This is a genomic window from Cyanobium sp. Copco_Reservoir_LC18 (genome assembly GCF_009834675.1).
GTDB classification, from domain to species: Bacteria; Cyanobacteriota; Cyanobacteriia; order PCC-6307; family Cyanobiaceae; genus Cyanobium; species Cyanobium minutissimum.
In genome coordinates this window covers 33,313-49,734 of the sequence record NZ_ASAC01000015.1, presented here as the reverse complement: position 1 = coordinate 49,734, position 16,422 = coordinate 33,313, and the positions used below count along the sequence as shown (strand labels likewise).

The window sequence follows — 16,422 nt, the reverse complement described above, 5'->3', positions numbered from 1 at the left end:
CGGTGTCATCGTTCTTGAGGCCGCCCCCGTCCATGACCCTGCTCCTCACCGTGCTGGCCCTGGTCGTGCTGGCGGATCTGCTGGTGCTGGTGGTGCTGCTGCCCTCGCTGCTGATCCGCCTGCTGCTGGTCCCCCTGTGTCCGGAGGTGGTCTGGTGCGGCCCGGGCCGGCAGAGGACGCTGGCCCTCACCATCGACGACGGCCCCAGCCCCGGATCGGAGGCCCTGCTGGCCCTGCTGCGGGAACTCGAGGTGCCGGCCACCTTCTTCCTGATCGGCTCCCACCTGGAGCGCGACCCCCGTTTCCCGCGAAGGGCCCTGCAGCAGGGCCACGACCTGGGCAACCACCTCTGGCGCGACGCGTCCGCCGCCGCCCTGCCTCCAGCGGAGTTCCAGCAGCAGCTGGCCGACACCGAACGGGTGATCGCCCGGGCCGCTGCCCCCGCCAGACTGCGCTGGCGCTGGTTTCGCCCCGGGCGGGGCTGGTTTCACCGGGCCATGCTCGACGCCCTCGCGGCCCGGCGCTACCGCCTGGTGCTGGGTTCGCTGTTTCCCTGGGACACCCTGCGGCCGCCCCTCTGGTTCGTGCGCCTGTTCGTGCGCCTCAACGCCCACCCCGGCGGGATCCTGGTGCTGCACGACACCCCGGACCTGAGCGGCCGCACCCTGGAGAGCCTGCGCTGCCTCATCCCCGACCTGCGCCGCCGCGGCTACACCTTCGTGCCGCTGGCGGAGCTGCTGGATCCGGCCGCATGATCCCGCGCCCCCCGGTGGGCGTGGGGCCTACGATCCGGGCCGTCCGCCCCCTGGGGAATGCGCTTCAGCAGCCTGCTCACCCGGATCGGCGCCGTGCAGGACGGCAGCCCGCGGCACCTGGCAGGGGATCCGGAGATCACCGGCGCCGAAGCCCTGGATCGCGCCGGCCCCGGCCAGCTGGCCTTCCTCGAGCCCGGCAACGCCCTGGCGGCCGCCCTCTCCGCCAGCGGCGCCGCCGCCCTGCTGCTGCCCCTCGACGCCGAAATCCAGCAGCTGGCCAGTGAGCGCGGCCTGGCCTGGGTGGCCCTCCAGGATCCCCGCCTCGGCTTCGCCCAGGCCCTCGCCGCCCTGCATCCGCCCACCCCGAAACCCCCGGGAATTCACCCCAGCGCCGTGGTTGACGCGGGCGCGACCGTGGCCGCCGATGCCCATGTGGGGGCCCATGGGGTGATCGGCGCCGGCAGCGTCGTGGCCGCCGGCTGCGTGCTCCATCCCGGTGTCGTGCTCTATGAGGATGTGCAGCTCGGTGAGGGCTGCGAGATCCACGCCAACGCCGTGCTCCACCCCGGCAGCCGCCTCGGGGCGGGGTGCGTCATCCAGTCGCAGGCGGTGATCGGCGCCGAGGGCTTCGGCTTCGTTCCCACCGCTTCCGGGTGGGTGAAGATGCCCCAGACGGGCCGGGTGGTGCTCGAAGACGGCGTCGAAGTGGGCTGCGGCTCCACCATCGATCGCCCGTCGGTCGGCGAGACCCGCATCGGTGCCGGCACCAAGATCGACAACCTCGTCCATGTCGGCCATGGGGTGGTGACGGGCAGGGGCTGCGCCCTGGCGGCCCAGGTGGGCATCGCCGGTGGCGCCGTGCTCGGCAACGGCGTCATCCTGGCCGGCCAGGTGGGCGTCGCCAACCGGGCCGTGATCGGCGACCGGGCCATCGCCTCCTCCAAGTCCGGCATCCACGGCGAGATCGCCGCCGGTGAGGTGGTCAGCGGCTACCCCGCCATCCCCAACCGGCTCTGGCTGCGCTGCTCCGCCGTCTTCAACAAACTGCCCGAGATGGCCCGCACCCTGCGGCAGCTGCAGAAGTAGCCTCGCCTGCTGCCCGGGCCCCCTTCGCGATGACCAGCTACAGGATCACCCTGCTCGCGGGGGACGGCATCGGTCCGGAGATCACCGCGGTGGCCCGCACCCTGCTGGAGGCGGTGAGCGCCCGGCACGGCTTCCGCCTCACGTTCGACCCCCAGCCCGTCGGCGGCGCCGCCATCGACGCCACTGGCCAGCCCCTGCCGGAGAGCACCCTGGCCGCCTGCCGGGCCTCCGATGCGGTGCTGCTCGCCGCCATCGGCGCCCCCCGCTTCGACGCCCTGCCCCGGGAGCAGCGCCCCGAGAGCGGCCTGCTGGCCCTGCGCTCCGGCCTGGGGCTGTTCGCCAACCTGCGGCCCGTGAAGATCATTCCGGCCCTGGCCGGCGCCAGCAGCCTGCGCCCCGAGGTGATCGAGGGGGTGGATCTGCTGGTGGTGCGCGAACTCATCGGCGGCATCTACTTCGGCACCCCCAAGGGGCGCATCGAGGTGGACGGCGGCGTGCGCGCCTTCAACACCATGGTGTACGCCGACCACGAAGTCGACCGGATCGCCCGGGTGGGCTTCCGTCTGGCGGCGGCCCGCCGCGGCCGGCTCTGCTCGGTCGACAAGGCCAACGTGCTCGATGTGAGCCAGCTGTGGCGCGACCGGGTGGAGGCGATCCACGCCGAGTTCCCCGCCGTCGAACTCAGCCACATCTACGTCGACAACGCCGCCATGCAGCTGGTGCGCGAGCCGCGCCAGTTCGACGTGCTCCTCACCAGCAACCTCTTCGGTGACATCCTCTCGGACGAGGCCGCCATGCTCACCGGCTCGATCGGCATGCTCCCTTCGGCCTCCCTCGGCGCAGACGGCCCGGGCCTGTTCGAGCCGGTGCACGGCTCCGCCCCCGACATCGCCGGCCAGGACAAGGCCAACCCCATCGCCATGGTGCTGTCGGCCGCCATGCTGCTGCGGGTGGGCCTGCAGCAGGAGGCCGCCGCCGCCGACCTCGAGACCGCCGTCGACCGGGTGCTGGCCGCCGGCTACCGCACCGGCGACCTGCTGATGAGCGAAGGTTGCACCCGGGTGGGCTGCCAGGCCATGGGCGAGCAGCTGCTGGCGGCCCTGCCCGGCTGATCGCCCCCTTCCGGTAACGGCTGCGGGGGGAGCGGACCGGCGACCTGCCAAACTCACACCCTCTCAACCCCCCTGCGTCGATGTCGAAGCGTCACCCGGTCGTGGCTGTCACCGGTTCCTCGGGAGCGGGAACCAGCACCGTCAAACGGGCCTTCGAGCACATCTTCTCCCGCGAGGGCATCATCCCGGCGGTGGTGGAAGGCGACAGCTTCCACCGCTTCGAGCGGGGCCCCATGAAGCAGGCGATGGCCGAGGCCCAGGCCCGCGGCGAGAACTTCTCCCACTTCGGCCCCGAGGCCAACATCTTCGACAAGCTTGAGGAGCTGTTCCGCACCTACGGCGAGACCGGCAGCGGCAACCGCCGCTACTACCTCCACTCGGTGGAAGAGGCGGCCGAGCACAACGCCCGCCTCGGCACCAGTCTGGAGCCCGGCCAGTTCACCCCCTGGGAGCCCATCCCCAGCGCCACCGACCTCCTCTTCTATGAAGGCCTCCACGGGGGCGTGGTGGGTGACGGCTACGACGTCGCCTCCCTGGTGGATCTGCTGATCGGCGTGGTGCCGATCGCCAACCTGGAGTGGATCCAGAAGATCTCCCGCGACAACGCCGAGCGCGGTTACTCGGCCGAAGCGATCGTCGACACGATCCTGCGCCGCATGCCCGACTACATCAATCACATCTGCCCCCAGTTCAGCCGCACCGACATCAACTTCCAGCGGGTGCCCACGGTGGACACCTCCAACCCGTTCATCTGCCGCAACATCCCCAGCCCGGACGAGAGCTTCGTCATCATCCACTTCCGCAAGGGTGCCCGTGAGAAGTGGGGCATCGACTTCTCCTACCTGCTGCGCATGATCCACGATTCCTTCATGTCCAGCCCCACCAGCATCGTGGTGAACGGCGGCAAGATGGGCTTCGCCATGGAGATCATCCTCACGCCGATCATCCACAAGATGATCGAGGAGAAGAAGAACCTCCACTGAGCAGCTCGGCTGAAGATCACTCTCTCGATCTTCCTTTCGGCCCTAAGATCCCTCGAAAGGAATCGGTGAATCCCATCACCGCCCAGCCCCCCACCATCCACCCGTCCGGCCCCGGAGGCTCCCCCTCCGGAAGCCCCTCCTTCGTGATCAGGGGCGGGGAGTCCTCGGCCTCCCCGTCCGTCGGCGCCCTGCGCCTCGATCGCATCAACAGCGCCGAACTGCTGCGCTGCTCGCGCCGGGTCTACTTCCGCTTTCTCGAGGCCTGCCCCACCGCCCCCGAGCCGCTGGGGGTGGTGCTGCTCGGCGCCGGCCCCCAGGGGCGGGTGGTGTTCGAACTGCCCATCCTCCTGCCGGACGAACAGTTCGTGCCGATGGAGCTGCTGCGCCCCCGATCGGCCCGGGGCCGCAGTGCCCGCGGGGGATCCAGCCGCCCGCTGCCATGAGTTCCGACGCCCTGCTCGCCCCCACCGAAACGCTGCCGCTGCTGGCCCCCCTGGTGGCCCTGGTCGGCGCCTGCATCGGCAGCTTCCTCAACGTGGTGGTCTGGCGGCTGCCGCGGGAGGAGTCGCTGCTGTTCCCCGGCAGCCACTGCCCGCGCTGTGGCGCTTCCCTGGCCTGGTACGAGAACGTGCCGCTGCTCAGCTGGCTGCTGCTGGGCGGCCGCTGCCGCCACTGCCGGGCGCCGATCGCCGTGCGCTACCCGCTGGTGGAGCTGCTCACCGCCGGCCTCTGGGTGGCCATGCTCTTCGCCCGCCCGGCGGCGATGGGCCCCGACCCCAGCCCCTGGCTGCTGCTGGCGGCCGGCTGGCTGCTGGCCAGCTGGCTGCTGCCCCTGGCCCTGATCGACCTGGACAGCCTCTGGCTTCCGGAGCCGCTCTGCCGCTGGGGGGTCCTGCTCGGCCTGGCGGTCACCGCCGCCGTCGGTTTTCCGCAGGGGGCCGCGGTGGGCCGGGGGCTGCTGTTCTCCCACCTGCTGGCGGTGGCCGCCGGCCTGCTGGGCTTCGAGGCCCTCAGCGCCCTGGCCGAGAAGGCCATGGGCCGGCCGGCCCTGGGCCTGGGGGACGCCAAGCTGGCCGCCCTGATGGGGGCCTGGCTCGGACCCCTGGGCCTGGGGCTGGCGGTCAGCCTCTCGGTGCTCGGCGGTGCCGTGATCGGCGGCATCGCTCGCCTCACGGGCCGTCTCGGCCGCCAGCAGCCCTTCCCCTTCGGCCCCTTCCTCGCCGCCGCCGCCCTGGCGGTCTGGATCGGCGGCCACGGCCCCTGGCTGCGCCTCTGGGGCCTGGGTCTTTAATGGCCACTGGTCTCCGTTCCCCGTCGCCGCCGTCGCCCCATGTCCCTGTTCGACTGGTTCGCCGATCGCCGCAAGAACGCCCCCGCCGTCCGGGCCAGCAAGGGGCCTGAGGCTGACGAGGGGGATGGCCTCTGGAGCAAGTGCGCGGAATGCGGCCTGGTGGTCTACCGCAAGGACCTGATCGCCAACGCCAGTGTCTGCAAGGGCTGCGGCCATCACCACCGCATCGACAGCGCCGAGCGCATCCGCCTGATCGCCGATGAGGGCAGCTTCGAGCCCATCGATGCCGATCTGGCCCCCACCGATCCCCTCGCCTTCAAGGACCGCCGCAGCTACGCCGACCGGCTTCGCGACAGCCAGCGGGCCACGGGCCTGCGGGATGCGGTGGTCACCGGCCTCTGCCGCCTGGAGGGCATGCCCCTGGCCCTGGGGGTGATGGACTTCCGCTTCATGGGCGGCTCGATGGGCTCGGTGGTGGGGGAGAAGCTCACCCGCCTGGTGGAGCTGGCCACCGCCCGCCGCTATCCGCTGCTGATCGTCTGCGCCTCCGGCGGCGCCCGCATGCAGGAAGGGATGCTGAGCCTGGTGCAGATGGCCAAGGTGTCCGGCGCCCTGCAGCGCCACCGCAGCGCCGAACTGCTCTACCTGCCCCTGCTCACCCATCCCACCACCGGTGGGGTCACCGCCAGTTTCGCCATGCTCGGCGACCTGATCCTGGCCGAGCCCAAGGCGATGATCGCCTTTGCCGGCCGTCGGGTGATCGAGCAGACCCTGGGCGAGAAGCTGCCCGAGGGCTTCCAGACCGCCGAATACCTCCAGGACCACGGCTTCGTCGACACGATCGTGCCCCGACCCCAGCTGCGCGGCACCCTCTCCACCCTGCTGCGGCTGCACGGCAGCCTGCGGCCCGCCGTCTCCGTGGTGCCATGAACGGTGCCTCAAGAGGTGGCCCCACCCCTGTTGTCGCCGCCCTGCTGGCGCTGCTGCTGCTGGTGGGCTGCTGGCTGGCGGGTCCCGCCGCCGCCATGGCCGGCCCGGTCGACTGGCAGGAGGTGGAGGCCGGCCCGGAGGGCCGCCAGTGGTGGGATGCCGGCAGCCTGCGCTTCGATCGCGAGGGCAGGCTCTCGGTGCTGAGCCGTTTCCAGCCCGCCGCCGCCGCCGATGCCCCCGAGGACGCCCGGCCCCCCGTCGGCCAGCTGTATGTGATGCAGCTCGACTGCGACGAGGAGCTCTATCGCGACACGGCCGTCAATGGCCTGCCCCGCTGGGGCGCCACCTGGCAGCCGGCCGCCGGCGACAACCTCACCATCCGGGTGCTGCACGCCGCCTGCGATGCCGCCCGCCGGCCACGGGAGAGCGATGCGACGGCCTGAGGCGCCCCTGCGGGTCGCCGTCGCCGGCCTCGGCTTCGGCGAGAAGGTGATCCTGCCCGCCCTGCGGGACGGCCCGCTCACCGAGCCGGTCGCCCTCTGGCACCCCCGCCCGGAGCGGGCCGCCGCCGCGGGCCAGGCGGCCCAGCTGCCCGCCTTCCACGATTTCGCCGCCCTGCTGGCCGATCCTGCCGTGGAGGCGGTGGTGATCGCCACACCGCCGGAGCCCCGGTTCGCCCTGGCCCGCGCGGCCCTGGAGGCGGGCAAGCACCTGTTCCTGGAGAAGCCGGTGGCCCTGAACGCCGGCCAGGTGGAGGAGCTGCAGCGCCTCGCCATCGCCCGGGGCCTGGTGGTGGCGGTCGACTTCGAGTACCGGGCCGTGCCCCACGTGCAGCAGCTGGCGGCCCTGCTGGAGGCCGGGGTGCTGGGGGATCCCTGGCTGGTCAGGTTCGACTGGCTGATGTCCAGCCGCGCCGATCCGGGCCGCCCCTGGAGCTGGTATTCCCAGGCGGCCGCCGGCGGCGGCGTGCTCGGTGCCCTGGGCACCCACGCCTTCGACACCCTCCACTGGCTGATCGGCCCCAGCCGGGGCCTCACCGCCCGCCTCAGCACCGCCATCGCCGAGCGCCCCATCCCCGGCTCCGGGGCCATGGGGGTGGTGGACGCCGAGGACAGCGCCCTGATCCAGCTCGACCTCGAGGACCGCCGCGGCCGCCCCGTGCCCGCCCAGCTCGCCCTCTCCTCGGTGGCCCGGGCGGGGCGGGGCTACTGGATCGAGCTCTACGGCAGTGAGGCCACCCTGGTGCTGGGTTCCAGCAACCAGGCCGACTACGTCCACGGCATGCAGCTGTGGATGGCCCGCCCCGGTGAGGCCCTGCGACCCGTGGCGGCCGATCCGGCCCTGGCCTACGGCCGCACCTGGGAGGACGGTCGGATCGCTCCGGTGCGCCGGCTGCTGGGCTGGTGGTCGCAGGCGGTGCGGCAGCGGCGGCCGATGCTGCCGGGCCTGTCGGAGGCGGTGGCCAGCCAGCGCTGCTGCGACTGGGCCCGCCAGGGAGCAGGAACCCTGGAGGGCATCCCCTAGACTCCGCGGCAGACCCGGCGGGACGACCCCGCCAGCCGTCCTTCGACCACGGTTCTCCGCAACCGTACCCACCCAAAAACCGCGAGATTTCCCATGGCGCTCGTACCGCTTCGGCTGCTGCTGGATCACGCCGCAGAAAACGGCTACGGCATTCCTGCCTTCAACGTCAACAACCTGGAGCAGGTGCAGTCGATCATGGAGGCTGCCTACGAGACCGACAGCCCGGTGATCCTGCAGGCCTCCCGCGGCGCCCGTCAGTACGCCGGCGAAAGCTTCCTGCGCCACCTGATCCTGGCCGCGGTCGAAACCTATCCCGACATCCCGGTGGTGATGCACCAGGACCACGGCAACAGCCCCGCCACCTGCTATGGCGCCGCCGCCAACGGTTTCACCTCGGTGATGATGGACGGCTCCCTCGAGGCCGACGCCAAGACCCCCGCCAGCTACGAGTACAACGTGGCCGTCACCAAGGAAGTTGTGGATGTGGCCCACGCCATCGGCGTGAGCGTGGAAGGCGAACTGGGCTGCCTCGGTTCCCTGGAGACCGGCAAGGGTGAGGCCGAGGACGGCCACGGTTTCGAAGGCGCCCTCGACCACTCCCAGCTGCTCACCGACCCCGCCGAGGCGGCCGACTTCGTCGCCAAGACCAAGGTCGACGCCCTGGCCATCGCCATCGGCACCAGCCACGGCGCCTACAAGTTCACCCGCAAGCCCACCGGTGAGGTGCTGGCCATCTCCCGGATCGCCGAGATCCACAAGGCCATCCCCAACACCCACCTGGTGATGCACGGCTCCAGCTCCGTTCCCCAGGAATGGCTGGATATGATCAACAAGTACGGCGGCGCCATCCCCGAGACCTACGGCGTCCCCGTCGAGGAGATCCAGGAAGGCATCCGCAACGGCGTGCGCAAGATCAACATCGACACCGACAACCGCCTGGCCTTCACCGCCGCCGTGCGGGAAGCCGCCGCCAAGGATCCCGCCAACTTCGATCCCCGCCACTTCAACAAGCCCGCCCGGGCCTACATGAAGAAGGTCTGCCTGGACCGTTACCAGCAGTTCTGGTGTGCCGGCAACGCCAGCAAGATCAAGCAGCGCGACATCAACTACTACGCCACCCTCTACGCCAAGGGTGCCCTCGATCCCAAGACCGCCGTGGCCGCCTGATCGGCGTTCCCTCCAGCGATCCGGTAACGATCCATCGGGGCCCCACGGGGTCCCTTTTTCATGGCCGGCGATGCCCTGGGTGGCCCGCCAGCCGGGGCACTCAGGGCAGGGGAAGGGGCAGCGGTGTGCCATCGGGCAGGGGCGGCTTGCCGGCGGCCGCCTCCTTGTCGGTGGGGGCCGCGTCCACCAGCCGCTCCAGGGCCCGCTGCAGGCTTCGCTCCATCACGAAGCGGCGGCCGTCGGTGACCACCACCCGCACCAGGGTGGGCAGGTCGTTGCTCTTCGACTGCAGGTAGATCGGCTCCACGTACAGCAGGCCCTCGCCCACCGGCAGCACCAGCAGGTTGCCGCGGAACAGCCGTGAACCGAGCCGGTTCCAGAGGCCGAACTGGAAGCTGATCGTCGGGTCCTGATCGATCAGGGCGGTCACCTGCTGGGGGCCGAGCAGCAGCCGCTGCTGGGGGAAGCGCACCAGCATCAGCTCCCCGTAGTGGGGCGGATCGTTGCGGGCCGCCAGCCAGCCCACCAGATTGGAGCGCTTCAGCGGGGTGAAGGGCAGCAGCAGCACGAACTCGGACCGCTGCTCGCCCGGCAGCTGCAGGGTGAGGTGGTACGGCGACACCGGCACGCTGTTCTCGCCGTAGATCTCGGTGGGCACCGACCAGACGTCGTCGCCGTTGTAGAAGGTGCGCACGTCGGTGACGTGGTAGCGCAGCAGCCGCTCCGACTGGATGTCGAACTGGCTCTTGGGCACCCGGATGTGGGCGAGCAGTCCCTTCGGCATCGCCGAGAGCGGCCGGAACAGTTCCGGGAAGGCGCGGATCCAGGTGCGCAGCACCGGATCGCGGGCATCGTTCACGTACAGCCAGAGCCGGCCATCGTGGGCATCCACCACCGCCTTCACCGGGTTGCGGAAGTAGCGCAGCCCCTGGGGATTGGGATCGCTGTAGGGGTAGGAGCGGCTGGTGGTGAAGCCGTCCAGCAGCCAGTACTGGTACTGCTCCGACCGGTACCCCTCACTGCCGGACACCCGGGCGGTGACCAGGTAGGGCTGGCTCTCGAAACGCAGGAACGGCGCCAGGGCTGTCAGACGCCGGTTCACCTGTCGCCGCAGCAGCAGCAGGGAGCGGTCGGTGAAGGAGCCGGTGAACAGCAGCCGCGGCTCCCGCAGGTAGATCGCCGCCCCCAGCCGGTTGAGCGGTGAGGCCAGGGAGATGCCCCGGGTGCCGGTGTAGTGGGTGTACACGTTCAGTTCCCCCTCCGGATAGGAGAACTCCTTCACCTTGGTGGGGGCGATCGCGTAGGGGGAGGGCCCGGAGGCGAAGTACAGGCTCGGGCTGCCCACCGGCAAGGCTGCCTGGGCCTCCTTGTCGGTGATGCCCAGCTCGGGGATGCCCTGCACCCGGCCGCTGCTGCCCAGGTCCTTGACGAAGAACAGGGGCAGGCCGTCGGCCCCGAAGGCGTTCACCGGCGAAACGGTGAAGCCGTGGCCGTTGGTGAACACCAGATGGCGGTTCAGCCAGGTGCGCGAGCCGGGCGGCAGGGCGCTGCTGTCCAGCTCCCGGGCCGCGATCAGCACCTGCTGGGAGCCGTCCCGGGCCGACTTGCCCTGCAGCGGATAGCGATCGACGTCCGCCGAAGGGAAGGTGTAGTACAGGCGCAGCTGCTGCAGCTGGCGGTTGGCGGCCAGCAGGGGCTGGCTGTCCCAGAGGCGGATGTTGTCGAGGGTGCCGGGGGCGCTGGCCAGATCCGCCTTGGTCAGGCCCTGGTTGGGCTCCAGCCGGATGGAGCGCACATTCTCGAGGCCGAAGGCGCGGCGGGTGGCCCGGATGCTCCGCTCCAGGTAAGGAGCCTCCACCGCCAGCTCCCGCGGCTGCACCCAGAAGCGCTGGGCCAGGGGCGTGATCACCCATTCGCTGATCGGCACCAGCAGGGCCGTGCCCGCCAGGGGCAGCAGGGCGCCGCGGCGCACCCAGCCCCGGGGCAGGGGCACCAGCAGGGCGCAGGCCGTGAGCAGCAGCAGCACCGCGAACAGCAGCCGCAGGGGCAGGCGCACGTGCAGATCCACGTAGCCGGCCCCCGAGGCCACGCCGCTGCCCTGCACCATCAGGTCGAAGGGCGCCAGGGCGTTGCTGAGGGCCAGCACGACGGCCAGGGCCGCCACCTGGGGCTGCAGCACCCGCTGCTGGGCCTTGCTGAGCCCGTCGAAGCGCAGATCGCTGAGGCTGCGGCCCCTGCCGATGGTCAGCAGCAGACAGGCCGCCAGCCCCACCAGCCCCTGGGCCAGCAGCACGCTCAGCAGCAGCCGCAGGGCCGGCAGGCGCAGCACCGTGAAGGAGAGGTCGAGCCCGGTGAGCGGATCCCCTTCGCCGAAGGGGGTGGCCAGCAGGGCGGGCAGCCAGAGGCTCCAGCCCCGGGCCACCGCCGTGGCCGATCCCGCCAGGGCGGCCGCCAGGGTGATGCGCAGGGTGGTGAGGGGCCAGAGCAGCAGGGGCAGCAGCAGGCCCCCCGCCAGGCCCGCCACCAGTAGGGGCGGCAGGTCGCGGAGCACGGAGAAGCCGGTGATCACATCGCCGTTGAAGGGGTCGGCGATCAGTCCCCGGGCCTGCACCATCAGGTAGCTGAGGCCCCCGGCCAGCAGCAGCACCAGGCCGATCAGCACCGCCACCAGGGCGCCGTTGCCCAGCCGCAGCAGGGGCTCCCTCGGCCGGGGCGCCTCGGCCGCCTGCTCCCGCAGCCGCCAGCAGCGCTGGAGCTGGGCCAGCTGCAGCGCCGAACCGAGACCGAAGACCGCCGTGAAGGCGGAGAGCTGCAGCATCCAGCGCCGCAGCAGGATCTGCTGGAAGTCGAACTGCGCGAACCAGAGCCATTCGATGGCCAGCCGGGCCCCCGCCCAGAGGACCAGCAGCAGAGCGAAGGCGATGGCCAGGCCGACGGCGGGGTGGGGCCTCCGGGGGGACGGCAGAGGGGTGGGAACGGGCACAACCGGAGCGTAGGCAGAACCCTGCGGGCGACAAGCTGTCAATACCCGATGCTGGAGGTCGGTTTTATCGGCGGCCTCCGGACACCGCTGTTAGCGTGTCCCCCAGTGACCGGGATTCCCTTGACCGCCACCCTCTCCCGCTCCACCTTCACCGGCCTGCGCTGCAAGGAATGCGGTCATCCCTACGAGGCCGGAGCCCGCCACGTCTGCGAGGACGTCTGCTTCGGGCCCCTCGAGGTGGTCTACGACTACGACGCCATCCGCAGCCGCGTCAGCCGCGCCACCATCGAGGCCGGCCCCACCTCGATCTGGCGCTACCGGGAGTTCCTGCCCGTCGAAGGGGACCCCATCGATGTGGGCACCGGCTTCACCCCCCTGCTGAAGGCGGATCGCCTCGCCCGCCGCCTCGGCCTCTCCTCCCTCTACATCAAGAACGACGGCGTCAACATGCCGACGCTGTCCTTCAAGGACCGCGTCGTTTCGGTGGCCCTCACCCGGGCCCGGGAACTGGGCTTCACCACGGTCAGCTGCGCCTCCACCGGCAACCTGGCCAACTCCACCGCCGCCATCGCCGCCCATGCCGGCCTGGAGTGCTGCGTCTTCATCCCCAGTGATCTGGAGCTGGGCAAGGTGCTCGGCACCCTCGTCTACAACCCCACCCTGATGGCGGTGAAGGGCAACTACGACCAGGTCAACCGGCTCTGCTCGGAGGTGGCCAACACCTACGGCTGGGGCTTCGTCAACATCAACCTGCGCCCCTATTACTCCGAGGGCTCCAAGACCCTCGGCTACGAGGTGATCGAGCAGCTCGGCTGGCAGCTGCCCGACCACATCGTGGCGCCCCTGGCCTCCGGTTCCCTGTTCACCAAGATCCGCAAGGGCTTCGACGAATTCATCAAGGTGGGCCTCGTCGACGAGAAGCCGGTGCGCTTCAGCGGCGCCCAGGCGGAGGGCTGCTCCCCCATCGCCCAGGCCTTCGCCGCCGGCCGCGACTTCATCACCCCGGTGAAGCCCAACACGATCGCCAAGTCGATCGCCATCGGCAACCCGGCCGACGGCCCCTACGCCATCGACATCGCCAACCGCACCGGTGGCAGCATCGCCGCCGTCACCGATGAGGAGATCATCGACGGCATCAAGCTGCTGGCCGAGATGGAGGGGGTGTTCACCGAAACCGCCGGCGGCACCACCATCGCCGTGCTCAAGAAGCTGGTGGAGCAGGGCAAGATCGACCCCTCGGAAACCACCGTCGCCTACATCACCGGCAACGGCCTCAAGACCACCGAAGCCATCGCCTCCTCCATCGGCGCTCCCTACACCATCGAGCCCCAGCTGGCCAGCTTCCACGAAGCCTGGGAGCGCTCCCAGGCCTCCCACGGCGGCGCCGCCCCCCGGGCCTGATCGCCCCCGTCCTTCCCGTCCCTGCCCCTTCGACCGCTTCCATGGCCATCCAGGTTCTGATCCCCACCCCCCTGCAGAAGTTCACCAACGACGAGGCCAGCGTCAGCCTGGAGGCCAGCAGCATCGACGGCCTGCTCCAGGCCCTCGAAGGCCGCTACCCCGGCATCCAGGCACGCCTGTGCGATGAGAACGGCAAACTGCGCCGCTTCCTCAATCTCTACGTGAACAGTGAGGACATCCGTTTCCTCGACAACCAGGCCACGGCCCTCAGTGACGGCGATGAGGTGAGCATCGTGCCGGCGGTCGCCGGCGGCTGAATGCGGCTCCCGGCGGGGATGGCGACGGTGATGGAAAGAAATCCATAAGATCTGTCAACGATTGCAACCTGAACCCATGGGGCAGCTCCAAGCGTCCAGGCCCCCCAGCCCCGCCGCCACCGCCGGCCGCCACGACTGGCGTGCCGACACCCTGCTGTTCGATTACCGCCAGGCCGCCAATCCGATCCGTCCCGGGCTCACCGAGCCGATTCCCGAGGGCCGCTGGGGCCCCGAGCTCCACGCCACGGGGCCGACGGCGATCCTTCCCCTCGACCTGAGCGCCCGTCTCGGCTGCCCCTCCCCCGCCACCAGCCCGGCCCTGAGCGCCAACTTCGTGCGCATCCTGGGCGGTGAATCCATCGGGGTGGCCGCCAACGCCACCAGCTCACTCTTCTACGTGTACCGGGGATCCGGCCGCTGCCACTGTCCCTCCGCTGCCGGGGACCAACCCCTGGATCTGGCCTGGGGCCGTGGGGATCTGTTCGTGCTGCCGGCCGGACTGGAACCTCGGCTGGACGCCGCCGAAGAGAGCGTTCTCTACTGGATCCACGACGCCCCCCTGCTCACCTTCCTCGGGGTGCGGGCCGAATCCGCCCGTTTCGCCCCCAGCCACTACCCGGCCGCCTGGCTGGATCAGGAGCTGGCGGCCCTGGCGGCGGATCCCAGCAGCGCCCGCAGCAACCGCCTGAGCCTGCTGATGGCCAACACGGCCCTGCCGGCCAGCCGCACCGTGACCCACACCCTCTGGGCCATGTACGGACTGGTGCCAGCCGGCGCGGTTCAGCCCCCCCATCGGCATCAGTCGGTGGCCCTCGACCTGGTGATCGACTGCCAGCCGGGCTGCGCCACCCTCTCCGGCCCCGACCTCAACCCCGACGGCACGATCCGAAACCCCCTGCGGATGGAATGGGAGCCGGGCGCGGCCTTCGTGACGCCGCCGGGCCACTGGCATTCCCATGTCAATGAAAGCGGCCAGCCCGCCCGGCTGCTGCCGATTCAGGACGCCGGCCTACACACCTACCTGCGCAGCCTCGACATCCGGTTTGCCTCCGGTCTGGCCGGCGAGGGCTGAACCGCCCCTGGCCTCATGGGCCTCCACCAGGGCGCGGAAGCTGTCACCGTCGATGGTCTCCAGCTCGATCAGCCTGTTGACCAGCTCATCGATCAGTTCGCGCCGGGGGGAGAGCACCGCCACGGCCTTCTCCAGGGCTTCAAAGGCCAGCCGGCGCACCTGTTCGTCGATGCGGTTGCCGGTGCGCACGGAGGTGTGGGGGGCCGAGCGGATCCAGTCGCGGCCGAGGAACACCTCCTCCCCGTCCTCCTCCAGGGCCAGGGGGCCCAGGCTGGAGAAGCCGTAGCGCAGCACCATGTCGCGGCAGATGCGCCGCACCAGCTGCAGATCGCTGCTGGCCCCCTGGGTCACTTCGCTGGGGCCGAACACCACCAGTTCGGCGGCCCGGCCTCCAAGGGCCACCACCAGCCGCGCCCGCAGGTAGGCCTTGCTGATCAGCCCGGAATCGAGGATGTCCTCATCGGGCATGGTGCGGGCGAAGCCCCCCACCCCGCCGGCCCGGGGCAGCAGCGTCACCTTGTCGAGCCGGTCGGCGTGGGGCAGCAGCGTGGTCAGCAGGGCGTGGCCGATCTCGTGGTAGGCGATCAGCCGCTTCTTGGCGCTGTCCTGCAGCGGGGCGGCCGCCAGCCCCATGGTGATCCTCTCGAGGGCATCGCCGATGGCCTGGTCATCCACCTGACTCTTCTGGCGACGGGCGGTGAGGATGGCCGCCTCGTTGAGCAGGTTGGCCAGGTCGGCGCCGGAGAAGCCGGGGGTGCGCCGGGCCCAGTCGGCCAGGGACACCTCCTCGGCCAGGGGCCTGGTGCGGGCGTGAACCGAGAGGATCTCCTCCCGGCCGGCGCGGTCGGGGAGGTCGACGCTGATGCGGCGATCGAAGCGTCCGGGCCGCAGCAGGGCCGCGTCGAGCACGTCGAGACGGTTGGTGGCGGCCAGCAGGATCACACCCGAGTTGTCCTCGAAGCCATCCATTTCGGTGAGCAGCTGGTTGAGGGTCTGCTCCCGCTCGTCGTTGCCGCCGCCGATGCCGGCCCCCCGCTGGCGACCCACCGCGTCGATCTCATCGATGAAGATGATGCAGGGCGCCTTGGCCTTCGCCTGGCGGAAGAGGTCCCGCACCCGGCTGGCCCCCACTCCGACGAACATCTCGACGAATTCGGTGGCGGCCATCGAGAAGAAGGGAACGCCGGCCTCACCGGCGATGGCGCGGGCCAGCAGCGTCTTGCCGGTGCCGGGGGGGCCGACCAGCAGCACCCCCTTGGGAATGCGGGCGCCGATGGAGGTGAACCGTTCGGGGGTCTTCAGGAAGGTCACCACCTCCTGGAGCTCCTCCTTGGCCTCGGCGATGCCGGCCACATCCTCGAACCGCACCGTGATCGCCCCTTCCTCCTGCAGTCGGGGCTGGCTGCGGCCGAAGCCCATCGCCTTGTTAGCCACCTGGGCGGAGCGGCGCACCAGCAGCACCAGGCCGCCGATCAGCAGGGCCACCAGCAGGCCGTTGGTGACCAGGCCGGCCATGGCGTCGTCGCGCCGCTCGTCCCGCACCGTGAGCGGCACCCGGGCCTGCTCGGCGGTGCGCAGCAGCTGCTGGTTGTCGCTGAACACCGCCACCTGGCGGCTGCGGCCGTCCGCGAACGTGGCGGTCACCACCCGCTGGGCAGGAGCGAGTTCCAGGCTTTTGATCTTCCCGGCTTCGATGTCCCGCAGCAGCTGGCTGTAGGAGGGCGCCGCGGCCCCCTGGCCGCCGAGGCTGAACCCCGGACTCACCGGCGGAGCGGGCCTGGATGGCGCCGGGGTGGCAGGA

At 70.9% G+C, this 16,422-nt stretch carries 15 protein-coding genes; 13 read left to right on the top strand and 2 right to left on the bottom strand.

Features of this window, described 5'->3' with window-relative positions; translation table 11 throughout:
- Positions 1 to 32 precede the first annotated feature (32 nt).
- The 10 genes from L107_RS09350 (at position 33) to fba (ending at position 8,848) form a co-directional block, all read left to right on the top strand.
- Complete coding sequence (locus L107_RS09350) at positions 33 to 755, top strand: polysaccharide deacetylase family protein (RefSeq protein ID WP_159818209.1); 723 nt, start codon at positions 33 to 35, stop codon at positions 753 to 755.
- A gap of 57 nt (positions 756 to 812) precedes the next feature.
- The gene (gene lpxD, locus L107_RS09345; protein ID WP_159818207.1) at positions 813 to 1,841 is read left to right on the top strand and encodes a UDP-3-O-(3-hydroxymyristoyl)glucosamine N-acyltransferase; all 1,029 of its coding nucleotides are present in this window, start codon (positions 813 to 815) and stop codon (positions 1,839 to 1,841) included.
- A gap of 29 nt (positions 1,842 to 1,870) precedes the next feature.
- Positions 1,871 to 2,953, top strand: a complete 1,083-nt coding sequence (gene leuB / locus L107_RS09340) for a 3-isopropylmalate dehydrogenase (protein WP_159818205.1) — start codon at positions 1,871 to 1,873, stop codon at positions 2,951 to 2,953.
- Positions 2,954 to 3,033: 80 nt separating this feature from the next.
- Entirely contained in the window at positions 3,034 to 3,936 is a 903-nt protein-coding gene (locus L107_RS09335) for a phosphoribulokinase (RefSeq protein ID WP_159818203.1), read from the top strand.
- Positions 3,937 to 4,001: 65 nt separating this feature from the next.
- Entirely contained in the window at positions 4,002 to 4,379 is a 378-nt protein-coding gene (locus L107_RS09330) for a hypothetical protein (protein ID WP_236550610.1), read from the top strand.
- Positions 4,376 to 5,227, top strand: coding sequence for an A24 family peptidase (locus tag L107_RS09325; RefSeq protein WP_159818201.1), 852 nt, complete (start codon positions 4,376 to 4,378; stop codon positions 5,225 to 5,227). Before L107_RS09330 ends, L107_RS09325 begins: the two co-directional genes overlap by 4 nt.
- A gap of 39 nt (positions 5,228 to 5,266) precedes the next feature.
- Positions 5,267 to 6,157 carry an acetyl-CoA carboxylase, carboxyltransferase subunit beta gene (gene accD, locus L107_RS09320; RefSeq protein ID WP_106220131.1) on the top strand — a complete coding sequence of 297 codons (891 nt, stop codon included), beginning with the start codon at positions 5,267 to 5,269 and terminating at the stop codon, positions 6,155 to 6,157.
- Positions 6,154 to 6,600 carry a hypothetical protein gene (locus tag L107_RS09315; RefSeq protein WP_201295857.1) on the top strand — a complete coding sequence of 149 codons (447 nt, stop codon included), beginning with the start codon at positions 6,154 to 6,156 and terminating at the stop codon, positions 6,598 to 6,600. Before accD ends, L107_RS09315 begins: the two co-directional genes overlap by 4 nt.
- Positions 6,587 to 7,681, top strand: coding sequence for a Gfo/Idh/MocA family protein (locus tag L107_RS09310; protein ID WP_159818199.1), 1,095 nt, complete (start codon positions 6,587 to 6,589; stop codon positions 7,679 to 7,681). The genes L107_RS09315 and L107_RS09310 overlap by 14 nt, the downstream gene beginning before the upstream one ends.
- A 93-nt stretch (positions 7,682 to 7,774) precedes the next feature.
- Positions 7,775 to 8,848: a class II fructose-bisphosphate aldolase gene (fba, locus tag L107_RS09305; protein WP_015108367.1), complete on the top strand. Its 1,074-nt coding sequence runs from the start codon at positions 7,775 to 7,777 to the stop codon at positions 8,846 to 8,848.
- A gap of 100 nt (positions 8,849 to 8,948) precedes the next feature.
- Here fba and L107_RS09300 read toward each other — a convergent pair whose 3' ends face one another.
- Positions 8,949 to 11,831, bottom strand: a complete 2,883-nt coding sequence (locus L107_RS09300; RefSeq protein ID WP_159818197.1) for a UPF0182 family protein — start codon at positions 11,829 to 11,831, stop codon at positions 8,949 to 8,951.
- 120 nt (positions 11,832 to 11,951) lie between these two features.
- Here L107_RS09300 and thrC point away from each other — a divergent pair, with 120 nt between their 5' ends.
- The 3 genes from thrC (at position 11,952) to L107_RS09285 (ending at position 14,621) form a co-directional block, all read left to right on the top strand.
- Positions 11,952 to 13,232, top strand: coding sequence for a threonine synthase (thrC, locus tag L107_RS09295; RefSeq protein ID WP_159818195.1), 1,281 nt, complete (start codon positions 11,952 to 11,954; stop codon positions 13,230 to 13,232).
- Positions 13,233 to 13,273: 41 nt separating this feature from the next.
- Positions 13,274 to 13,549, top strand: a complete 276-nt coding sequence (locus L107_RS09290) for a MoaD/ThiS family protein (RefSeq protein ID WP_159818193.1) — start codon at positions 13,274 to 13,276, stop codon at positions 13,547 to 13,549.
- A 76-nt stretch (positions 13,550 to 13,625) separates the two neighbouring features.
- The gene (locus L107_RS09285; RefSeq protein WP_159818191.1) at positions 13,626 to 14,621 is read left to right on the top strand and encodes a cupin domain-containing protein; all 996 of its coding nucleotides are present in this window, start codon (positions 13,626 to 13,628) and stop codon (positions 14,619 to 14,621) included.
- On the opposite strand, the gene ftsH is transcribed toward L107_RS09285, so the two are convergent.
- Positions 14,559 to 16,385: an ATP-dependent zinc metalloprotease FtsH gene (gene ftsH, locus L107_RS09280; protein WP_236550609.1), complete on the bottom strand. Its 1,827-nt coding sequence runs from the start codon at positions 16,383 to 16,385 to the stop codon at positions 14,559 to 14,561. The genes L107_RS09285 and ftsH overlap by 63 nt on opposite strands.
- Between the last annotated feature and the right edge of the window lie 37 nt (positions 16,386 to 16,422).

Excerpts from the sequence above, each read along its gene's own strand:
- L107_RS09315 (WP_201295857.1), top strand. The coding sequence starts at position 6,154 with ATGAACGGTGCCTCAAGAGGTGGCCCCACCCCTGTTGTCGCCGCCCTG.
- accD (WP_106220131.1), top strand. The coding sequence starts at position 5,267 with ATGTCCCTGTTCGACTGGTTCGCCGATCGCCGCAAGAACGCCCCCGCC.
- L107_RS09290 (WP_159818193.1), top strand. The coding sequence starts at position 13,274 with ATGGCCATCCAGGTTCTGATCCCCACCCCCCTGCAGAAGTTCACCAAC.
- L107_RS09335 (WP_159818203.1), top strand. The coding sequence starts at position 3,034 with ATGTCGAAGCGTCACCCGGTCGTGGCTGTCACCGGTTCCTCGGGAGCG.
- L107_RS09350 (WP_159818209.1), top strand. The coding sequence starts at position 33 with ATGACCCTGCTCCTCACCGTGCTGGCCCTGGTCGTGCTGGCGGATCTG.
- fba (WP_015108367.1), top strand. The coding sequence starts at position 7,775 with ATGGCGCTCGTACCGCTTCGGCTGCTGCTGGATCACGCCGCAGAAAAC.
- L107_RS09310 (WP_159818199.1), top strand. The coding sequence starts at position 6,587 with ATGCGACGGCCTGAGGCGCCCCTGCGGGTCGCCGTCGCCGGCCTCGGC.
- lpxD (WP_159818207.1), top strand. The coding sequence starts at position 813 with ATGCGCTTCAGCAGCCTGCTCACCCGGATCGGCGCCGTGCAGGACGGC.
- L107_RS09325 (WP_159818201.1), top strand. The coding sequence starts at position 4,376 with ATGAGTTCCGACGCCCTGCTCGCCCCCACCGAAACGCTGCCGCTGCTG.
- L107_RS09285 (WP_159818191.1), top strand. The coding sequence starts at position 13,626 with ATGGGGCAGCTCCAAGCGTCCAGGCCCCCCAGCCCCGCCGCCACCGCC.
- leuB (WP_159818205.1), top strand. The coding sequence starts at position 1,871 with ATGACCAGCTACAGGATCACCCTGCTCGCGGGGGACGGCATCGGTCCG.